Origin of the sequence: Sorangium sp. So ce296 (assembly GCF_051529605.1) — a bacterium.
GTDB lineage: Bacteria > Myxococcota_A > Polyangia > Polyangiales > Polyangiaceae > Sorangium > Sorangium cellulosum_D.
Map to the genome: position 1 here is coordinate 10,252,186 of NZ_CP150325.1, position 16,858 is coordinate 10,269,043.

Annotated in this window: 19 protein-coding genes; 11 read left to right on the plus strand and 8 right to left on the minus strand. The window is 73.2% G+C overall.

Annotated elements, in window-relative coordinates:
* The first annotated feature begins 120 nt into the window (after positions 1-120).
* Positions 121-918 (plus strand): Uma2 family endonuclease, encoded by a 798-nt coding sequence (locus WME98_RS38140; RefSeq protein WP_437946625.1) that lies wholly within the window; start codon positions 121-123, stop codon positions 916-918.
* Positions 919-1,458: 540 nt separating this feature from the next.
* On the plus strand, positions 1,459-2,382 hold the full coding sequence (locus tag WME98_RS38145) for a Uma2 family endonuclease (RefSeq protein ID WP_437946626.1): 924 nt from the start codon (positions 1,459-1,461) through the stop codon (positions 2,380-2,382).
* Positions 2,383-2,431: 49 nt separating this feature from the next.
* Here WME98_RS38145 and WME98_RS38150 read toward each other — a convergent pair whose 3' ends face one another.
* Entirely contained in the window at positions 2,432-3,523 is a 1,092-nt protein-coding gene (locus WME98_RS38150) for a lysylphosphatidylglycerol synthase domain-containing protein (RefSeq protein WP_437946628.1), read from the minus strand.
* Positions 3,524-3,697: 174 nt separating this feature from the next.
* Positions 3,698-4,798 (minus strand): TauD/TfdA family dioxygenase, encoded by a 1,101-nt coding sequence (locus WME98_RS38155; protein WP_437946630.1) that lies wholly within the window; start codon positions 4,796-4,798, stop codon positions 3,698-3,700.
* 140 nt (positions 4,799-4,938) lie between these two features.
* Here WME98_RS38155 and WME98_RS38160 point away from each other — a divergent pair, with 140 nt between their 5' ends.
* A complete protein-coding gene (locus WME98_RS38160; RefSeq protein WP_437946631.1) occupies positions 4,939-5,079 on the plus strand; it encodes a hypothetical protein in 141 nt (46 codons plus the stop codon).
* A 94-nt stretch (positions 5,080-5,173) separates the two neighbouring features.
* Here the strand turns inward: WME98_RS38160 and WME98_RS38165 are convergent, their stop codons facing one another.
* The 5 genes from WME98_RS38165 to WME98_RS38185 form a co-directional block, all read right to left on the minus strand.
* Positions 5,174-6,010: a matrixin family metalloprotease gene (locus tag WME98_RS38165; RefSeq protein ID WP_437946632.1), complete on the minus strand. Its 837-nt coding sequence runs from the start codon at positions 6,008-6,010 to the stop codon at positions 5,174-5,176.
* A 263-nt stretch (positions 6,011-6,273) separates the two neighbouring features.
* Entirely contained in the window at positions 6,274-7,182 is a 909-nt protein-coding gene (rarD, locus tag WME98_RS38170; RefSeq protein WP_437946634.1) for an EamA family transporter RarD, read from the minus strand.
* Between the two features lie 134 nt (positions 7,183-7,316).
* On the minus strand, positions 7,317-8,186 hold the full coding sequence (locus WME98_RS38175) for a hypothetical protein (RefSeq protein WP_437946636.1): 870 nt from the start codon (positions 8,184-8,186) through the stop codon (positions 7,317-7,319).
* Positions 8,183-8,674, minus strand: a complete 492-nt coding sequence (locus tag WME98_RS38180) for an RNA polymerase sigma factor (RefSeq protein WP_437946637.1) — start codon at positions 8,672-8,674, stop codon at positions 8,183-8,185. The genes WME98_RS38175 and WME98_RS38180 overlap by 4 nt, the downstream gene beginning before the upstream one ends.
* 111 nt (positions 8,675-8,785) lie before the next feature.
* A complete protein-coding gene (locus tag WME98_RS38185) occupies positions 8,786-9,100 on the minus strand; it encodes a hypothetical protein (protein ID WP_437946639.1) in 315 nt (104 codons plus the stop codon).
* A gap of 1 nt (position 9,101) precedes the next feature.
* Between WME98_RS38185 and WME98_RS38190 the strand changes: the two genes are divergently transcribed.
* From WME98_RS38190 to WME98_RS38205, 4 genes are all read left to right on the plus strand, one after another.
* Positions 9,102-10,493 (plus strand): sigma 54-interacting transcriptional regulator, encoded by a 1,392-nt coding sequence (locus WME98_RS38190; RefSeq protein WP_437946641.1) that lies wholly within the window; start codon positions 9,102-9,104, stop codon positions 10,491-10,493.
* Positions 10,494-11,042: 549 nt separating this feature from the next.
* Positions 11,043-11,525 (plus strand): hypothetical protein, encoded by a 483-nt coding sequence (locus WME98_RS38195; protein WP_437946643.1) that lies wholly within the window; start codon positions 11,043-11,045, stop codon positions 11,523-11,525.
* A 22-nt stretch (positions 11,526-11,547) separates the two neighbouring features.
* Positions 11,548-12,018, plus strand: coding sequence for a hypothetical protein (locus WME98_RS38200; protein ID WP_437946645.1), 471 nt, complete (start codon positions 11,548-11,550; stop codon positions 12,016-12,018).
* A 384-nt stretch (positions 12,019-12,402) separates the two neighbouring features.
* A complete protein-coding gene (locus WME98_RS38205; RefSeq protein ID WP_061629219.1) occupies positions 12,403-12,768 on the plus strand; it encodes a hypothetical protein in 366 nt (121 codons plus the stop codon).
* A 141-nt stretch (positions 12,769-12,909) separates the two neighbouring features.
* Here WME98_RS38205 and WME98_RS38210 read toward each other — a convergent pair whose 3' ends face one another.
* Complete coding sequence (locus WME98_RS38210) at positions 12,910-13,284, minus strand: thioredoxin family protein (protein WP_044988165.1); 375 nt, start codon at positions 13,282-13,284, stop codon at positions 12,910-12,912.
* Between the two features lie 100 nt (positions 13,285-13,384).
* Between WME98_RS38210 and WME98_RS38215 the strand changes: the two genes are divergently transcribed.
* From WME98_RS38215 to WME98_RS38230, 4 genes are all read left to right on the plus strand, one after another.
* Entirely contained in the window at positions 13,385-13,921 is a 537-nt protein-coding gene (locus WME98_RS38215) for an RNA polymerase sigma factor (protein ID WP_437946646.1), read from the plus strand.
* A gap of 101 nt (positions 13,922-14,022) precedes the next feature.
* The gene (locus WME98_RS38220; protein ID WP_437946647.1) at positions 14,023-14,820 is read left to right on the plus strand and encodes an N-formylglutamate amidohydrolase; all 798 of its coding nucleotides are present in this window, start codon (positions 14,023-14,025) and stop codon (positions 14,818-14,820) included.
* Between the two features lie 200 nt (positions 14,821-15,020).
* A complete protein-coding gene (locus WME98_RS38225) occupies positions 15,021-15,833 on the plus strand; it encodes an SRPBCC family protein (RefSeq protein WP_437946649.1) in 813 nt (270 codons plus the stop codon).
* A gap of 237 nt (positions 15,834-16,070) precedes the next feature.
* Entirely contained in the window at positions 16,071-16,853 is a 783-nt protein-coding gene (locus WME98_RS38230) for a hypothetical protein (RefSeq protein WP_437946650.1), read from the plus strand.
* The last annotated feature ends 5 nt before the right edge of the window (positions 16,854-16,858 follow it).

The following is a 16,858-nucleotide window of genomic DNA, read 5'->3' on the forward strand; positions in this document are numbered from 1 at the left end:
TGGGGGAGCGCGGCGCTTGCTCGGCGCGGCCCTCGAACGCCCCGACGGGCCGAGCCCGAGCGCCTACCAGGCCGGGCGCGTGCCGTGGTGGCGCGTGCGCGGGCTCGCTATGCTCGGGCCATGGAGCGCGCGCCGGTATCCTGGGTGATCGACCCCGACGACCCGCGGGCCCCGCCGCAGGAGATCTGGGACCGGATGACCCCGGAGGAGCGGCAGCGCGTCGTCGATGCGCTCCCGTCGGAGCTCGAGATCTCCGAGGCGAGCCCGCCCGAGGGCGACTTCCACTTCAACGCCAAGCTGGCGGCCCGGGACACGCTGGGCGGATACTTCCAGAGCATCGGCAAGCGCGTGTACCTCGCGTGCGAGCTGCCGGTCTACTACCCGGCAGGGCGCATGGTCGCGCCGGATCTCATCGCGGTGCGCGACGTCGAGGTGAAGGAACGCGCCTGCTGGTCCGTGAGCGCGGAGGGCAAGGGGGCCGAGCTGGCGCTGGAGATCCTCTGGAACGAGCGGAGCCAGGAGGAGCTCGAGAACCTCGCCGTCCGCTACGCGTCGCTCGGGATCCCCGAGTACTTCGTCTTCGATCGCCGGCGCCGCCAGCTGCGCGGCTTCCGGCTCGCCCAGGGCAGCGCGCGCTACGAGCCGATCGCCCGGAAGGGGGGCCTGCTCGCGAGCGCCGTGCTCGACCTGGACCTGGGCCTGGAGGGTGACCGGCTGTGCTTCTACCACGCGCTGGCCCGTCTGCCGGAGCCGCGCGAGGTGCTCGCCAGGCTCGGCGCGATGGTGAACGACCTCATGGCGTTGCGTGAAGAGGCGGAGCAGCGGCTCGATGAGGAGCGGCAGCGCGCCGACGAGGCCGAGCGGAGGTTGGCCGAGGCTCTGGCCGAGCTGGAGTGCCTCAGGCGTGAGCGCGGCTGAGTGCGCGCGGAGCGCCTGCGTGGCATCACGCTCGGCTTATCGACCAGCACCTTCCAGGTCCCGCTCGAAGCGCACGTGGGTTTGCAGCCGGCGCTCCTGCGCGACGATCCCGAGCTAGTGATAGGTACCCCCGCACCGCGCTCGTCGCCGTGCTTCTCATTGATCTCGAGCGCCAGCGCCTGGAACGCCCGCTGCCCCCACGCGCGCAGCGCCGTGAGGACGCGCTCTGCGTGATCCGTCTCCGGCGAGAACGGATAATCGAGGAAGCCCTCGAGGCACCATTGCAGCTCCCCGAGAAGGTCGCTGTTCGGCCGTCCCTCCACTGGAAACGCCTCTGCACCGGAGGCATCCTCGGACGCGCACGTGTCGCTTCTGCGGCGTCTACAGATCCTCGAGCGCGCGCGGCTGCACGGCGCTGCGGGCCCGAAGCCGGCGAGCGGCGTCCTTCCGAACGGCGGCCTGCTTCCATCGCGTGGCTCGCGCGCGGGGCTGCCAGCCCCTGGCTGGTCGCGCCCGCGCGGGCTCGCTATGATTCGGACCATGCAGCGCGCGCCGACGTCCTGGGAGATCGACCCCGACGATCCTCGGGCTCCCCCGCAGGAGCTCTGGGATCGCATGACGCCGGAGGAGCGGCAGTGGGTCCTCGACACGCTCCCGTCGGAGTTCGAGGTCTCGGAGGCGAGCCCTCCCGAAGGCGACTTCCACTTCAACCCGAAGGTGGCGGCCCGGGACACGCTGGGCGGGTATTTCCAGCGCATCGGGCGGTGCGTGTACCTCGCGTGCGAGCTGCCGGTCTATTACCCGGCAGAGCGGATGTTCGCGCCGGATCTCATCGCCGTGCTCGACGTGGAGGTGAAGGAGCGGGCCCACTGGTCCGTGAGCGCCGAGGGCAAGGGCGTCGACTTTGCGCTGGAGATCCTCTGGAGAGGAAAGAGCAAGAAGGATCTCGAGGACAACGTCACCCGCTACGCGTCGCTGGGCATCTCCGAGTACTTCGTCTTCGACCGGCGCCGCCGCCAGCTCCGCGGGTTCCGGCTCGTCCAGGGCAGCGGGCGCTACCAGCCGATCGTCCCGCAGGAGGGGCGGCTCTCGAGCGCGGTGCTCGCCCTGGACCTCGGCCTGGACGGCGATCGGCTGCGCTTCTTTCACGGGCAAGATGCGCTGCCGGAGACGCGCGAGCTGCTCGACAGGCTCGGCACGATGGTGGGCGACCTCGAGGCGCGCATCGAGCGGACCGAGCTGCGGCTCGATGAGGAGAGACGGCGGCTCGATGAGGAGAGACGGCGGCTCGATGAGGAGAGACGGCGGCTCGATGAGGAGAGACGGCGGCTCGACGAGGAGCGGCAGCGCGCCGACAAGGAGCGGCAGCGCGCCGACGAGGAGCGGCAGCGCGCCGACGCGGCCGAGCGGCGGCTGGCCGAGGCCCTCGCCGAGCTCACGCGCCTCAAGCGCGAGCGCCGCTGAGCGCCCGCCGGAGGCGCGCGCGACCTCCCTTGGCCCACCCGAGCCCGGCTCACCGCCCCGGCGGGCTGCGCCGCCACGCCAGCGCGGCGGCGATCCCCGCGAGCGCGAACGCCGCCTGGAGCAGGTGCACGAGCAGCGACACCGCGATGGCGGAGCTCGCGGTGAGCCCGAGCAGCGGGGCGGCGAGCGTGAAGGCGCCGTCGGTGGCGCCGATCTGCCCCGGGATGAGGTCGCCGGCCGCCGTGCCCGCCGCGCCCACGCCGTACGCGGCGAGCGCGCGGAGGGGGCCGCTCTCGGCGCCGACGGCGGCGAGGAGCACGGCGTACTGCGCCGCCTGGAGCGCGCGGCCCGCGACGCAGGCGGCGAACGGCCACGCCGGGACGGGTGCGCGCTCGCGGACCGCCTCCTGGAAGGCGGCGGTGAGCTGGCCGGCGCGGGCGAACCGCCGGGTGATCCACGCCGACGCGGCGCGCTGCCGCGCCGCGAAGGCGACGCCGAGGCCGCTCGCGACGAGGAGCGCGGCGTGCGCGAGCACGCCGAGGGCGAACGGGGAGGCGCCGCCGCCGATCCGGAAGAGCGCCGCGGCCGCGAGGAGCGACAGCGGCGCCGCGCCCAGGAGCGCGAGCGACTGGTTCGCCGCGGCGATCGCCGCCGCGCGCGGGGCGCCCACGTAGGGGGAGAGCAGCGCGGCCTTGACCGCCTCGCCCGCGGCGCGGCCGGCCGGCATCAGCGCCATGACCGGGTAGGTGACCGCGTGGATGCGAAGGAGCTCGGCGGTCGGGACGCGCCGCGGGGCGCAGAGCACGCCGGTCGCGAGCGCCTCGCAGCCGACGCGCGCCGCCTCCAGCGCGACCAGGAACGGCAAGAACGGCGCGGCGCGGATCACCGCGGCGAGCATCTCCGCCGCACCGACATGGCGGATGAGCGCGGCCAGGGCGGCCAGACCGAAGGCCGCGAGCGCCGCGTGGAGCAGCGCCCTCCACCGCGCGCGGCGGGCGGCGGGCGCGTTCAGGGCGGCGGGCGGAGCGACCGGGACGAGCGCCCCGCCGACCGGCGCGGGCCCGGGGTCGCCGCCGGAGCATTCCTCTGCCGCTCGGGCCGGAGGCAAGGGAGCCATGGGGAAGAGGGCTGCGAGGCGCATGCCGGCGCCGTGTGGGCGCGGCGTGCGCACGCGGCGGTGAGCTGCCTCGCGGAGCAGGCACCCTGGGCAGGCAACGCGCGCGCGGTCGTGACGCGGTAGTGAGCTGCCTCGCGGAGCGCAGGCGCCCTGAGCGAGCAGCGCGCGCACGCGGCGGGCCCGCGTGCGCGCGACCGCTCACGCAGGCGCGAGCGGCGCGTGGAGGCGCGCGCCCGGCACCACGATGCCCCCGCGGTCGCCGGGGGTGAGCGAGCCGAAGCGCTCGCGGAACACCGGCGGCAGCGGCCGCGCCCCGGGCGGAGCGAGCCACAGGCGCAGCAGGTGCCGCTTGCGATCCGGCTCCGGCCAGTCCTCGAACGCCGTGCGATCGTGCAGCAGCGTGTGGTTGTGCACGAGCTGGATGTCGCCCGGGCGGAGCTCCATGGTCATGTGGAGCGCCGGGTCGTTGGCGAGCGCGTCGAACAGGTCGAGCGCCTCGACCTGACGCGCCGTGAGCGGCGGGACGTCGGGAAAGCGGCGCGCCGACTCGATGTACTGTCGCTGGTAGATCGCGGACAGGAGCCCAGCGTGCCAGTTGAGCACGGGGATGCGGAAATACGGCCTCTCGCCCGCCGGCACCTCGCCGCGGCGATCGGTCTCGATCGGCGCGAACAGCGCCTCCACGAGGTCCGGGCGCGCGCGCCGCATCTCGTTGTACAGCGTGATCGAGCTGACCAGGGCCGAGAGCCCGCCCGCCCGCGCGGTCCGGAGGCAGAGCAGCGCCACGACGTCGCACGAGTCGGTGTGGAACGTCTGCCGCTCGCGCGTCTGGTAGACGCGCACGCTCGGGTCCTGGCTCGACAGGCCGAGGTCCTTGACGTGACCGAGGACGTGCCCGCGCGCGTTCTGCGAGCGCGCGCTCCCGAGGTGGCTGCCGATGCCGAGGAACGCGATCGCGGCCGCGCGCAGGTCGTCGCGGCCGCCGCGGTCGAGCCAGCGGCCGCGCAGCCCGCGGAGCAGGGCGAAGCCGCGGCCGTCGAGCACCTCGTCGAGCACGCGGCGGAGGCGCGCGGCGAGCGAGGGCAGCGGGAAGTCCTCGCCGCGGATCTGCGCCGGATCGGCGCCCGTCTCGCCGAAGCGGCGGACGGCGGCCTCGACCTCCTCGACCTCCGCGGGCGTGAGGTGCTCGATCCAGCCGTCGCCCCGCGCCATCGCGGGGCCGTACCAGGCCGCGGGGCCGGCGATGTGCGCCGGGATCTGCGAGAGGTCGGCGATCGGTGCGGTCGGTTCGGAGCTCATCGTCTGCCCTCGGGTCGCGGCGCGGCGGGCGCTCGCCTCGCGCGCGGGGAGGGAGGGGGAGCGCTGCCGCCGGCGTCGCAAGGCGATCCTCGTGCCGCTTTGCCTGGAGCGGACAATATCAGGGGACGTATCTTGCCGCGATGCCGATCCCCGATCTGGCCCGCGTGGGCGCCTTCCTGGAGGAGGTCGCGAGCGAGCACATGCTGCCGTTCTGGCGGCGCCTCGCGCCGGGCGACGTGACGTCGAAGGCGCGACGGTCGCCGACCCCGGCGACGTCGTGACGACCGTGGATCTCGCGGTGGAGCGGCGCCTGAGCGAGGGCCTGCTCTCCGCCGGAGCCGGCGCCTAGTCGCGAGCCGCCCAGGCTCGTCCTGCTCAGGGCCCGTAGAGCAGCGCGGCGCCGTCCTTGTCCTTCTGGGTCAGCGTGAGCGCCCACGTGTTCGTCCCGTTGCAGTGCGGATAATGCATGACCGAGCTCGAGTCGTACGTCGTGAGCGCGCGCCAGCTGTTGTCCTCGAAGCACGTGCCGGACTCGGGTCGCGTGTGCTCGTGGCGGAAGCCCAGCGCGTGGCCGAGCTCGTGGCGCAGGATGCCCGCCAGCGTGAGCGGCGGGGCCGTGTCGAACGACGACGCGTCGATCAGGACATTGCGATCGGCGCGCGAGAAGCTCGGAAAGAACGAGCGGGCGAGGTACTTCCCGGAGCGGACCGGTCGGACGTCGAACACGACGTTGTTGTTGCTGGCCCTGCAGCGCGCGTCCTCCGCGCTGACGTGCACGAAGTCGACCTGCGCCGCCTGCTCCCAGGCGCCCGCTGCGTCGGTCATGGCCTCGACCACGGCGTCGTAATGGGCGTTGAAGCTCGTGCTGACACAGTAGGTGATGTTCAGCTTCTCCACGTCGTTCCATCTCGCGTCGACGCCGCTCACCTGATGCACGATGAGCGCCCCGTCGCGTACGTGCCGGTCGAAGAACCGGCGGAGCTCGAGCTCATCCTGGAGGGGCGTGTCACCGTCGACGATGTACAGGCCGCTCTCCGGTTCGCGGTACACCGTCGCGGCGAAGGCCTCGAAGCTCTCCGCGGTGTCGTCCACAGCCTCGGCGCCGGCGAGGTCCGGCTCGGCGATGCAGCCGACGCCGAGGAGCGCCGCTCCTGCAGTCACGGCTACGCGATTGAAGGTCGAGAAGGCGGGGTGAAAAGGGATCCAGCTCATCGACATCGCTCCTCCGGAGGCGGACAGCGCCCGCCGCTTGCGGGTGACAGGACATCCAGCAGAGTCGTTCGCGGGCGCCCGGCGCGGCTCAGGAAAATGCGCTGTCCCACGGAGGACCGGATCCAGGACACGAGTCGCACGACCGGGGCGAACTCGCCGACGATCGCGCGGTACGGACTGCGCGCGTCTCGGTCGGCCGCAGCTGGCCTGAGCCTGGGACGATCAGCGCGCGCGCGATCGGCCGGCAGGTCAGGGCCGCGAGATCACGCGCGGCGGGCGCGCAGCGCGGCGTCGGCGCTGAACACGGCGAGCCCGGTCCAGATGCAGGCGAAGCTCACGGCCTGGGTGGCCGTGAACGGCTCGCCATAGACCAGCACGGCCAGCAGGAACTGACCGCTGGGCGCGAGGTACTGGAGGAAGCCGAGGGTGGTGAGCGACAGGCGTCGCGCCGCGTTCGTGAACCAGACGAGCGGCAGCGCGGTGATGATGCCGGTGGCGGCGAGGAGGAGGTCGGTGCGGAGATCCACGCGGCCCATGGCGCCGGCGCCCTGGGCGTGGAGGGTGGCCAGGTAAGCCGCGCCGAGCGGGGCGACGAACAGGGTCTCCAGCGTGGAGCCCGGGAGCGCGTTGACGGCGACGACCTTCCGCAGCAGGCCGTAGACACCGAACGTCCCGGCCAGGGCGAGCGCGATCCAGGGGACCGAGCCGGCGCGCGCGGCGAGGTGTACGACGCCCGCGGCGGCGAGGCCGAGCGCGATCCACTGCGCCGGGCGCGGCCGCTCGCGCAGGAAGACCATGCCGAGGAGCACGCTGAGCAGCGGGTTGATGAAGTAGCCGAGGCTCGCGTCGAGCACGCGCCCCACCGCGACGGCGTAGATGAAGAGGACCCAGTTCGCCGAGACGAGCGCGCCGGTCGCCGCCATGGCCCCGACGACGCGCCGGTCGCGGAGCGCCGCGCCGAGCGCGCGGAGCTGCCCCGTGGCCAGCGTGAGCGCCGCGAACGCGAGCAAGCTCCACACCGTGCGGTGGGCCAGGATCTCGACCGCGCCGACGTGGCGGAGCTGCTTCCAGAAGACGGGGACGACGCCCCAGGCGCTGTAGGCGGCGATGCCGTAAACGACGCCCAAGGCCGCTTCACGGCGGCTCTCGCGAGCGTTCTCGGGCGTGCGCATGAACGGTGATGCCTTCCCGGGCGCGATCCTTCCGGCCCGGCGCAGCCGTCGCGGGGCGCCGCTCGCGTCCAGCCGCGGCGAACATGTCCAGGTTGCTCCCGGATTTCAAGCGTCTTCTGCGGGCGGGCCCGCCGTCATCGCGGGTCGCTCCTCAGCTCCGGCACGAGGACCTCGATCCGGCGGCGGTAGGCCGAGCTCGGGTGCTCCGCGACGAAGCGATCCGCGCGGGCGCGCGCCTCGCCGCCGCGGCCGAGCGCCTTCAAGGCGCCGATCGCGATCACCTCGCGCTCCTGGGAGAGCGCGCCGCTCGGGAAGCGCGCGCGGTGGACGTCGGTGAGCGCGAGCGCCTCGGCGGGGCGCGCGCCGAGCGCGTCCTGCGCGCGCTGCAGCAGGCCGGTCTCCGTCTCGGCGTCGGGCAGCGCCGCCTGCGCCGGGTCCCCCGCGACCTTCGCGTCGGTCGCCGGGGCGGGCGCGCGCGGGGGCGCCGGCGCGCTCGCCGGAGGGCGCGGCGGCTCCGGATCGAGCCCGCGCGCCGGCGGCGCCGCAGGGGGGGCGTCCGCGGGGACCGCCGGCGCTTCCGCGACGGGGGCGGCGATGGGCGCCGCTTTCGGCGCGGTCGCGACCGCCGCGGCGCGGGGCGGCCCGGGCGGCGGTTGCGAGCGCGACGGCATGAGCCATACGGCCCCGACGAGCACGGCGCCCACGGCCGCGCCGATCGCCAGGCCGGAGAGGACCGTCGGCGGCGCGGCGGCCACGGTTGGAGCGAGCCCCGACGGCGCGGCCGAGCCGCCCGACGGCGACGCCGAGCTGCCCGACGGCGCGGCGGAGCTGCCCGACGGCGCGGCGGAGCCGCCCGACGGGCCTGGCCCCCCGAGCGGGAGCCGCGCCGCGAGCCGCGCCAGCCGGGCCTCGTCCGGCCCGTCGCGCCGCGCGGCCTCGAGGCCGCGCCGGAGCGCGTCCGGGCTGCCGTCCGCGTCGATCAACCTGGGAAGCTCGTCGCTCATGCGCTGCTCCTCGCGGTCATCCGCGCGGCCTCGGCCGGCGCCGCGACGAGCTCCTGCCGGCGCATCGTCGCCTCGATCTGCGCCCGCGCCGCGCGCAGCCGCGAGTACGCCGTCTGCAGCGGACACCCCGCCGCCTGCGCGATCTCCGCCATCGGCATCTGCTCGATCTCGTACAGGACGAACACGGCGCGCTTGTCGTCGTCGAGCTGATCGAGCGCCGCGTCGAGCCGATCGAGCGCGCGGCGGCGGTCGAGCGTCTCGTCCTGAGGCGCCGCCATGATCTGCTCGGGGACGGTGCCCGCCACCTCCTCGCGCCTCCGGTGCGGCCGCCGCCGGTACTCCGACGCGAGCCGCAGGCAGATGCCGTAGAGCCATGTGCGCAGCGCCGAGCTGCCATCGAAGGTGTCGAGCTTCCGGTGGACCACGAGGAACACCTCTTGGCAGACATCCTCGACGTCGGCGTCGCGAACGCCGAGCCTTCGCAGCACGCGCCACACGTAGGCCGCGTTCTCTTCGAAAATCTGCTGGAGGGTCATCCGGAGGGGCCGAGGCAGCGACGCCCGCGGCCCTCCCTGGATGGCCCGGGGGGCGAGCCTTTATCAAGGAAAGTGAACGTCGAGAAAGACGTCGACCGTTCCCGCCAGCGGGGCCGCCCGGAAGACCTGGCGGCCCCGGTCCTGTGCGTCGATGTAGCAAAACGTGTCCCGCGCGAGCGGTGTCGCACGGAAGGCACGGATCCGACGCGACGAGAGCTGGTGTGAACGGAACAAAGCCTGCGCCGCGCGGAGGATGTTTGGTAGCATGGCCCACACGATGTCCGGCGACAGAAGCGCATCGACAACGACGTTGAACACCACGGCATCGATGCGACTCGGCGCGCCGACCGCCGGGCGGGTGAGCTCGGGGGCAGGCATCGTGCTGCTCTATGCGCCCAATTACGAGCAGTTTCGCCCGGCGTACAGCCTCTCCGAGTCGGGCTCGGTCCTCGGCCGCGACCCGAGCGCGGACATCTACATACCGACGCGCACCGCGTCGCGCCACCACGCCCGCATCGAGCGGCGCGGGGGCGTCTGGCAGCTCCTCGATCTCGGCGGCCGCAACGGCACGCTGCACAACGGCGAGTTCGTCGCCGAGGCCGTCCTCGCGCACCTCGACGAGATCCGGATCGGCGACGCCATCTTCAAGTTCGTCGAGAGCGACGCCGAGAGCTACGCGCACTACCGCATCGACGGCGCGTATTTCGACGATCCGGACGCGCCGGCGGGGGCTCGGCCGCGCGCCTCGACGAGCCGGATCGTCGGCGGCTACCAGAGCCAGCGCCTCGCCGGGAGCCTGCGCGAGATCGCGCGCAGCGAGCTGTCGGTGCTGATCCTCGGCGAGAGCGGGACCGGAAAGGAGATCTTCGCCGAGCAGCTCCACGACTGGAGCGGCAGGCGCGGGCCGCTCCAGGCCGTCAACTGCGCGGCGATCCCCGCCGCGCTCATCGAGGGGGAGCTCTTCGGGCACCAGCGCGGCGCCTTCTCGGGCGCCGACCGCGACCGGCTCGGCATCCTCCGCGCGGCCCACCAGGGCACGCTCCTGCTCGACGAGATCGGGGATATGCCGCTCGAAGCCCAGGCGAAGCTCCTCCGGGTGATCCAGTCGAAGGAGATCACGCCGCTCGGCGCGTCGCAGCCCGAGCAGGTCGACGTGCGGATCGTCGCCGCGACCCACCGCGATCTCGACGCGCTCCAGCAGACGGGCGCCTTCCGCGCCGACCTGTTCGCTCGCCTGAACGAGCTCCGCATCACCCTCCCGCCCTTGCGCGAGCGCAAGGAAGACATCTTCTCGCTGTGCATCGCGCTCGCGAGGCGCCACGGTCGGCCCGTGGCGCGGCCCAGCATGGCGTTCATGGCGGGCCTGCTCCACCACGATTTCCCCTACAACGTGCGGGAGCTCGAGGCGCTGATCAAGCGCTGGGCCGCGAGGGATCGCGGCGCCGAGCTCGACGTCGAGGACCTCAGCGACGAGATCCGGCGCACGATGCGGGGCTACGGGGCCCGGAGCTCGGCGTCGCAGCCGCCGCCTTCGGACGAGGCCCGCGCCACGCCGATCCCGGACGAGGCGCCGATGCCTGCAGGCGAGGGGGCGTACGCGCCGAGGGCGACGCTGCCGCCGAGGATCTCCCCGGACGAGAAGGTGCTGCGGGAGCTCCTGGTGCAGCGGCGGGGGAACGTCGCCGCGGTGGCGCGCGAGCTCGGGAGAGATCGCGCGCAGGTGCACCGGTGGATCCGGCGATTCAACATGAACATCGACGACTTCCGCTGATCTGCGCGGCGCGGTGATCGAGGCCGGCTGATCGCGGGCCGGAGCGGCGAGCGGATGGCTCATCGCCGCGCGCGTCGACGCGCGTGGGCGGCAACTTCCGCCGAGCTGGATACGTCCATCGCTGGGGGAAAATGGCGCTGTCGCAGGCGGCGAGCGCAACGCCGAGCCCATGTCCGCGAACGGCGATCGTGAGATGTCACGTGACGAATCGGTCTGCGAGCGTGACATGTCACGATGCGAGCGTGACATGTCACGATGCGAGCGTGACATGATGGTTCATGATCGAAGCATTCATGTTGTCGGCTTGACGTAGATAGGAGCTCGCGCTAGACCGTCAGCGCGAGTCGAGGACGGCCGGAGGGTCTAGGCCGTCGCGAGGAGCCCGGTGCTCGGTCCTCCTGCGGGCGCTCTGCAGGCTCGCGGGGGTCGGTCCGCCACCGATTCGTGGTCCACTCTTTGGATTGTGGAATGAGGGGTATCTCCATGGCGAGAATGCGCGCGTTGAGGGAGCGGTGTGCCGGTTTTTCGGCTCGTTTGACGTTGCCGAGGGTGCTCTTCGCGGGGTCGCTCCTCGTCGGGGCGGTGCTCGCGACGACGACGTCCGACGCCGCGGTGCACGGATCGATCTGCCAGCCTCAGTATGGGACGGACGAGGAGGTCACGAGCCACCTGCTGAGCGGGACCTACGGTTTTCAGGGCGCCTCCTTGCTGTGCCCGGTGCCGATCGAGGCGAACCTCGGATCGGGGACGATCAATTTCTCTGCTGTCGTGGACGATCAGACGGACGATGGGGTTCTGGGCGTCATGTCGTGCCGAGGCCGCGTCTATGACGGGTCGGGGAACGTGCTGGGGACGACCCCCTTCGCGAGCACGACGGGGGTGTTCACCGGCGTCACGACGCTGAATTTCAGCGTCAACATCGGCACCGGCTCGGCGTCGAACAGCTACGTGGTCGAGTGCGTGCTTCCGCCGGTGCTGGGCGGCACGAGCGGCAACACTCAGTCGGGTGTTCGCTCCGTTCGTGTGTTCTAATCCTTCACCGTCTGGCAAGGCCGTGCGCTACTCAACTATGCTGAGCCTCGTGGCCGTCGCCTGCTCGATCGGCGCGGTGGGGTACGTCGAGCATCGGCTGCGTACGGTCGATCGGGCCACCCTCGCGGCGGCCGGGCCGGGTGGACCTTCCGCCGGAGAGGATCCGGCCGCGCGGGCGCGGGCGATGGATGCTTTCTATCAGGAGCTCAGCGATCGGGTGGAGAGGGAGCCTCCGGATCCACGCTGGCGCGCCGAGGCGGAGGAGGAGCTCGGCGCGAAGCTGCGCGAGGCGCTGCCGCGGGAAGTGCAGGTGACCGCGCTCGCGTGCGCGTCGACGCTGTGCCGCCTGGAGCTCTCGCACCCGCAGATGGACACGCTGTCGAGCGCCCTCGTGGAGAAGCTGATCGCGCGCGCCGTCGTCGGCGATATGGGCACCAACTTTCAGCGGTTCCCCGGCCGCACGCGTGTCTACCTGAGCCGTCCACCCGGGTAGCCGCGGCGGCCGGCCCAGGGCGACGCTCGGGCGACCGGCCGCATGGGAAGGAGCGCGCCCTCCCCGCCGAGCCCCGCGCCCGCCGGCCCGATGGTGTGGCCCTGCGCGCCGGCGCGCAGCCACGCGGGCAGAACCGCGGCTCACGCCCGGCGGGCGAGCTCTCGTCGCTCGCCGCCGCGCCGCGAGACCAGCGTGGCACCCGCGTTGCTGGCGCGGAGCGCGGCGCCGGGATCTGCGCCGAGCACAGCGAGGTTGAGAATGCGAAGTATCTACTCTGTGGCAGGGCTATGCGCATGCGCAGCGATGATGGTCGCGTGCATGCACAACACGAGCGACGAGACGGAGCCTGGAGAGACACGGCCGGGGGAGACAGAGCCCGAAAAGATGGGATTCGTCACCGTCCAGTGGTCGATCGAGGACAAGACCGACGCCTCTCAATGCAAGGCGTACGGCGCGAGCGCGGTCGAGCTGATGCTCATCGACGCGAAGAACAACCAGGTCACCAGGCAGGTGGTCCCGTGCGAGCGGTTCGACACGAGCGTCCAGGTCACCGCCGCTGACTACGTCGGGACGATCACGCTCGTCGACGAGAACGGTAGGCCGGTCAGCGAACCGCAGCCGGTCGGGCCGTTCGAGGTCTCCGCAACCGAGCAGGCGACGCGCCGGGTCAGCTTCCCCGCCGCCGAGGGGCAGCGGGACAACCAGGGGCAGCGCGGTACGCATCGACCGCGCGACCGGCAACGACGGTAGAACGCGGGCGGGGCGCGCCGCCGGCGCGGCCCCCGGAACGAGCCAGATCGCGGGCCGAGCCGCCGCGGCAGGATCGGGCCGAGCCGCCGCGCCGCCGCCAGGCCAGGGGAGCACCGGCGAGACGTCCTCGGCGAGACGCCCTCAGAGCGGCGAGGGCGCCGCCCGGTCTCGCCGCGCCCCCGCGGAGAGCTCTCGCCCCTCGACCAGCTTCAGGAGCTTCTCCTTCGTGGTCAGCCCCACGTGGCGCGCCACCTCCTTGCCCCCGGCGAACGCGACGACCGTGGGGAGCCCGCGGATGCCGAAGCGGCGGGCGAGCGCCGGGCTCCGGTCGCCGTTCACCGCCACCACCTTCAGGCGACCTGCGCCCTCCTCCGCCACCTTGTGCAGGATCGGCGCGAGCGCGCGGCACGGCGGGCACCACTCCGCGGTGAACTCGACGAGGACCGGCACCCCGGCCTCCAGCACCTCGGCGTCGAAGTCGAGCTCGTTGATCTCGTGGATGGGATTCGTGGACATTGCGCGAGCCTCCATGCCTTGGCAGGTCTCGACGCGGGCATCCATTACAGCGCGCGCCGGTGTAATGTGGGCGCGGCTCGAGACCTGACCTCCGTAGACCATGGAAGCCATCAAGGACGCGGACGACATCCTGGGTCGCGTGTCGCACCTTGTGCGCGTCGAGCGTGCGGCGCTCGCCGCGCTGGCGCGCGCCGAGGGGGTGACGCCCGAGGATGCGGTCGACTGCGTGCAGGAGGGCCTCTGCACGCTGCTCACCGTCGTGCAGCGCGGCGAGCTCCCGGAGGACGCCGGCGCGTGGGGAGGCGTGCTCGCCGGCATGGTGCGGAACGCCGCGCGCAACCGGCGCCGCCGACACTTCCGCGCCCGGCCGCACGAGGACCTCGACGCGCACCCGGAGGCCGCCGGGGTCGTCCCGGCGACCGACGAGGCGATCGCGCGCGCGGAGGAGCACGTGCGCTTGCGCGCGTGCGTCGAGGAGCTCTGCGAGATCCAGAAGGCGGTGGTGACCCTGCGCATGCTCGAGGAGCAGCCGGGGGAGGACGTGGCGCGCGCGCTCGGCATCTCGGCCGGCCACGTCGCGGTCCTCCTGCACCGCGCCAAGGCCGCGCTGCGCGCCTGCATGACGGCGCCGCCCTGATCGCGGCCGATCGCGGGCGGCGCGCTCGCGGAGCGCGCGCTCGCTCCCGATCGCGCGCGGCGCGGCGGCGCTCGGGTCTGCTATGTCTCGGGCGAGACGCCATGAGCTCCTCCCCGCCTGCCTTGCGCATCCTCGCGCCCGACGAGCCGCCCGCGTTCGAGGTGGTGAATCCCCAGGGTCGATCCAGCGCGGTCCTGCTCTGCGATCACGCCTCCAACGCGGTCCCGCGGCGCCTCGCCGAGCTGGGCGCGCAGAAGGAAGCGCTCTGCCAGCACACCGGCTGGGACATCGGCGCGGCGCGCCTCGCGCGGCGCCTGTCCGCCCTCCTCGACGCGGCGCTCGTGCTCTCCGGCTACTCCCGCCTGGTCATCGACTGCAACCGGCCCCTGGGCTCGCCGACCTCCATCCCCGAGATCAGCTGCGGCGTGCCCATCCCCGGCAACGCCATCGACGCCGCGGAGGCCGCGGCGCGCGCGGACGCGTGCTTCTGGCCCTACCACCGCGCCATTGACGCGCTCCTCGACGAGCGGCGGGAGCGCCGGAAGAGCACGGCGATCCTCAGCGTCCACAGCTTCACCCCGTCGATGCCCGGCCAGGACCGGCCCTGGCACGCCGCGGTCCTCTACGGCCGCGATCGGCGGCTCGCCGCGCCGTTCCTCGAGGCGATGCGCCGCGAGGCCGGGCTCTGCGTCGGCGACAACGAGCCGTACCGCGTGACCGATGGGGGCGATTACGGGATCCCCGTGCACGGCGAGGCCCGCGGCCTGCCGTGCGTGCTCCTCGAGATCCGCCAGGACGGGCTGCTGAGCGACGACGGCGTGGAGGCCTGGGCGCAGCGCCTCGCCGCGATCTACCGGGAGATCGAGCCCGGGCTCTTCCCCGGGGCCGGCGGCGCGTGACCGGGGCCGCGCGCGGCCCCGCCCCCCGCGGGGACCGCCGGGCCGACGTCATTGACAAAAAAAGTTGTCAAGTTTAAGCCTGACGTGTGGCTGACGTTGACGTCGGGATCCGCCCCGGCCACGGCGGCCGTCGAGCTCGTCGAGAGCCGGCGGATCGCGGAGCTCGGCTCCCGGATCGCGACAATTCGAAAGGAGCCAACATGCCAGTGAAAAAAGACGCGTCCGGCCGCCGGAGCGTCCAAGCGGAGGTCGAGGTCCCCGGCAGCCCCGAGGAGGTGTGGCGAGCCATCGCGACCGGACCCGGGATCTCGTCGTGGTTCGTGCCGAGCGACGTGGAGGAGCGCGAGGGCGGCGCCGCCGTGTCTCACTTCGGCCCGGGCAACAGCATGGACTCGGTGTCGAAGATCACGGCCTGGGATCCGCCGCGCCGGTTCGCCGCCGAGAGCCCGGAGGACATGGGGCCGGGGAGCCCCGCCGTCGCCACGGAGTGGATCGTCGAGGCGCGGTCCGGCGGGAGCTGCGTCGTGCGCGTGGTGCACAGCTGGTTCGCGAGCACCGACGACTGGGACAAGCAGTTCGAGGGTCACGAGCAGGGCTGGGTCGCCTTCTTCCGCATCCTGCGGCTCTATCTCTCCCATTTCCGCGGAGAGCCCAGCGCGGCGCTCCAGGTGATGGGCGCCGGCCCCGCGCCGCTCGCCGCGACGTGGGACGCGCTGGTCGGCCAGCTCGGGCTCGCGGGCGCCGCCGAGGGCCAGCGGGTGAGCACCTCCGCCGGCGCGCCGCCCCTCGCCGGCGTCGTCGAGCGCGCCGGGCCGAGCGAGCATCCGGAGCTGCTCCTGCGGCTCGACGAGCCGGCGCCCGGCATCGCCCACATCTTCGCGCTCCCCATGGCCGGCAAGATCTTCCTGCCGATCCGCCTCTACCTGTACGGCGACCAGGCCAAAGCCGCGGCCGCCCGCGCCGAGCCGTCGTGGCAGGCGTGGATGGCCGAGCGCTTCTCTCCTGGCCAGTGAGCCGGGGAGGCCGCCGAGGCGGAAGGGGGGGAGCTCCCTGGGAGGCCCGGCCTCGTTCGCTCCAGCGCGGCGGCGCTGTGGCGTAGGACCAAGGTCCCATGGCGCGCAGGGCCGCCATGACCCCACCATGGCCGCGACATGCATTGCGAGAGGCGAGCCCTGGACGTGGGAGCGGTCGCGCCGTCGGCAGCCGGGCAGCGCCCGTCCCTGGCGAGGCCCGGAGTCGGAATCCCGGCCGTGGACCTGGTCGTGCTCATCGACTCCGCCGACGCGATGAGGGATCTGGCCGACACGCTCAGCAAGGTGGTCGGTACGGCCATCGGCGCCGCGAGGCGGAGGCATCCGGCGGACCTCCGCGTCACGTACCTGGGCACCGAAGGCGCGTTTCCTCATACCGTCTTCATGATCTCGGCGCGCGGCTATCTCACCGTGGCGTGCAGGATCGACGGAGCGCTGCTCATGAGCCGCCACCGCGGGTCGCGGAGCGCCGAGCAGGAGGGGCAATCTGCCGGCGCCCCGGGGAGCGCGGGGCACGCCATCCTGGACATCGTCACCCACTTCGACTGGCGGTCCGGGGCCACTCGCAACGTCCTCTTTCTGGGCGATGGACCGCTCGATGGCGTCGATTCTCTCACGCCGGCAGGGCAGGGCGAGGCTCGCGGGGCCGCGAGCCGCATCATCCAGGTCGCCAGGCGGATGGGAGCCCGCGTGCATATGTGTCCGAGGCTCGACCGGTCCCGCGGCGACGCGGAGCTAAAGGAGCGGCGGCGCGTGGGCATCGAGGCCGAGTGCGCGCGCGTGGCCGTCCAGACGGGCGGCCGGTTCTTCGTCGCGCAAGACAGCCTGGGCGCCTGCCTCACGATGCTGGAGAGCGTCATCGGCGGCAGCACGGCGGCCCCGCGCATCCCCGCGGCGGAGCCCGTACCCAGATACCCAGGTAGCGGCGGCGGGCCGTGGGGCCACGGGGCGCTGGCTTCGCGCGCCTTCGGCGCCCGGGCGCCGAGCCGTGATGTTGGTTGATGTGC

Excerpts from the sequence above, each read along its gene's own strand:
- WME98_RS38140 (WP_437946625.1), top strand. The coding sequence starts at position 121 with ATGGAGCGCGCGCCGGTATCCTGGGTGATCGACCCCGACGACCCGCGG.
- WME98_RS38145 (WP_437946626.1), top strand. The coding sequence starts at position 1,459 with ATGCAGCGCGCGCCGACGTCCTGGGAGATCGACCCCGACGATCCTCGG.
- WME98_RS38150 (WP_437946628.1), bottom strand. The coding sequence starts at position 3,523 with ATGCGCCTCGCAGCCCTCTTCCCCATGGCTCCCTTGCCTCCGGCCCGA.
- WME98_RS38155 (WP_437946630.1), bottom strand. The coding sequence starts at position 4,798 with ATGAGCTCCGAACCGACCGCACCGATCGCCGACCTCTCGCAGATCCCG.
- WME98_RS38160 (WP_437946631.1), top strand. The coding sequence starts at position 4,939 with ATGCCGATCCCCGATCTGGCCCGCGTGGGCGCCTTCCTGGAGGAGGTC.
- WME98_RS38165 (WP_437946632.1), bottom strand. The coding sequence starts at position 6,010 with ATGAGCTGGATCCCTTTTCACCCCGCCTTCTCGACCTTCAATCGCGTA.
- rarD (WP_437946634.1), bottom strand. The coding sequence starts at position 7,182 with ATGCGCACGCCCGAGAACGCTCGCGAGAGCCGCCGTGAAGCGGCCTTG.
- WME98_RS38175 (WP_437946636.1), bottom strand. The coding sequence starts at position 8,186 with ATGAGCGACGAGCTTCCCAGGTTGATCGACGCGGACGGCAGCCCGGAC.
- WME98_RS38185 (WP_437946639.1), bottom strand. The coding sequence starts at position 9,100 with ATGCCTGCCCCCGAGCTCACCCGCCCGGCGGTCGGCGCGCCGAGTCGC.
- WME98_RS38205 (WP_061629219.1), top strand. The coding sequence starts at position 12,403 with ATGGGATTCGTCACCGTCCAGTGGTCGATCGAGGACAAGACCGACGCC.
- WME98_RS38210 (WP_044988165.1), bottom strand. The coding sequence starts at position 13,284 with ATGTCCACGAATCCCATCCACGAGATCAACGAGCTCGACTTCGACGCC.
- WME98_RS38215 (WP_437946646.1), top strand. The coding sequence starts at position 13,385 with ATGGAAGCCATCAAGGACGCGGACGACATCCTGGGTCGCGTGTCGCAC.
- WME98_RS38220 (WP_437946647.1), top strand. The coding sequence starts at position 14,023 with ATGAGCTCCTCCCCGCCTGCCTTGCGCATCCTCGCGCCCGACGAGCCG.
- WME98_RS38225 (WP_437946649.1), top strand. The coding sequence starts at position 15,021 with ATGCCAGTGAAAAAAGACGCGTCCGGCCGCCGGAGCGTCCAAGCGGAG.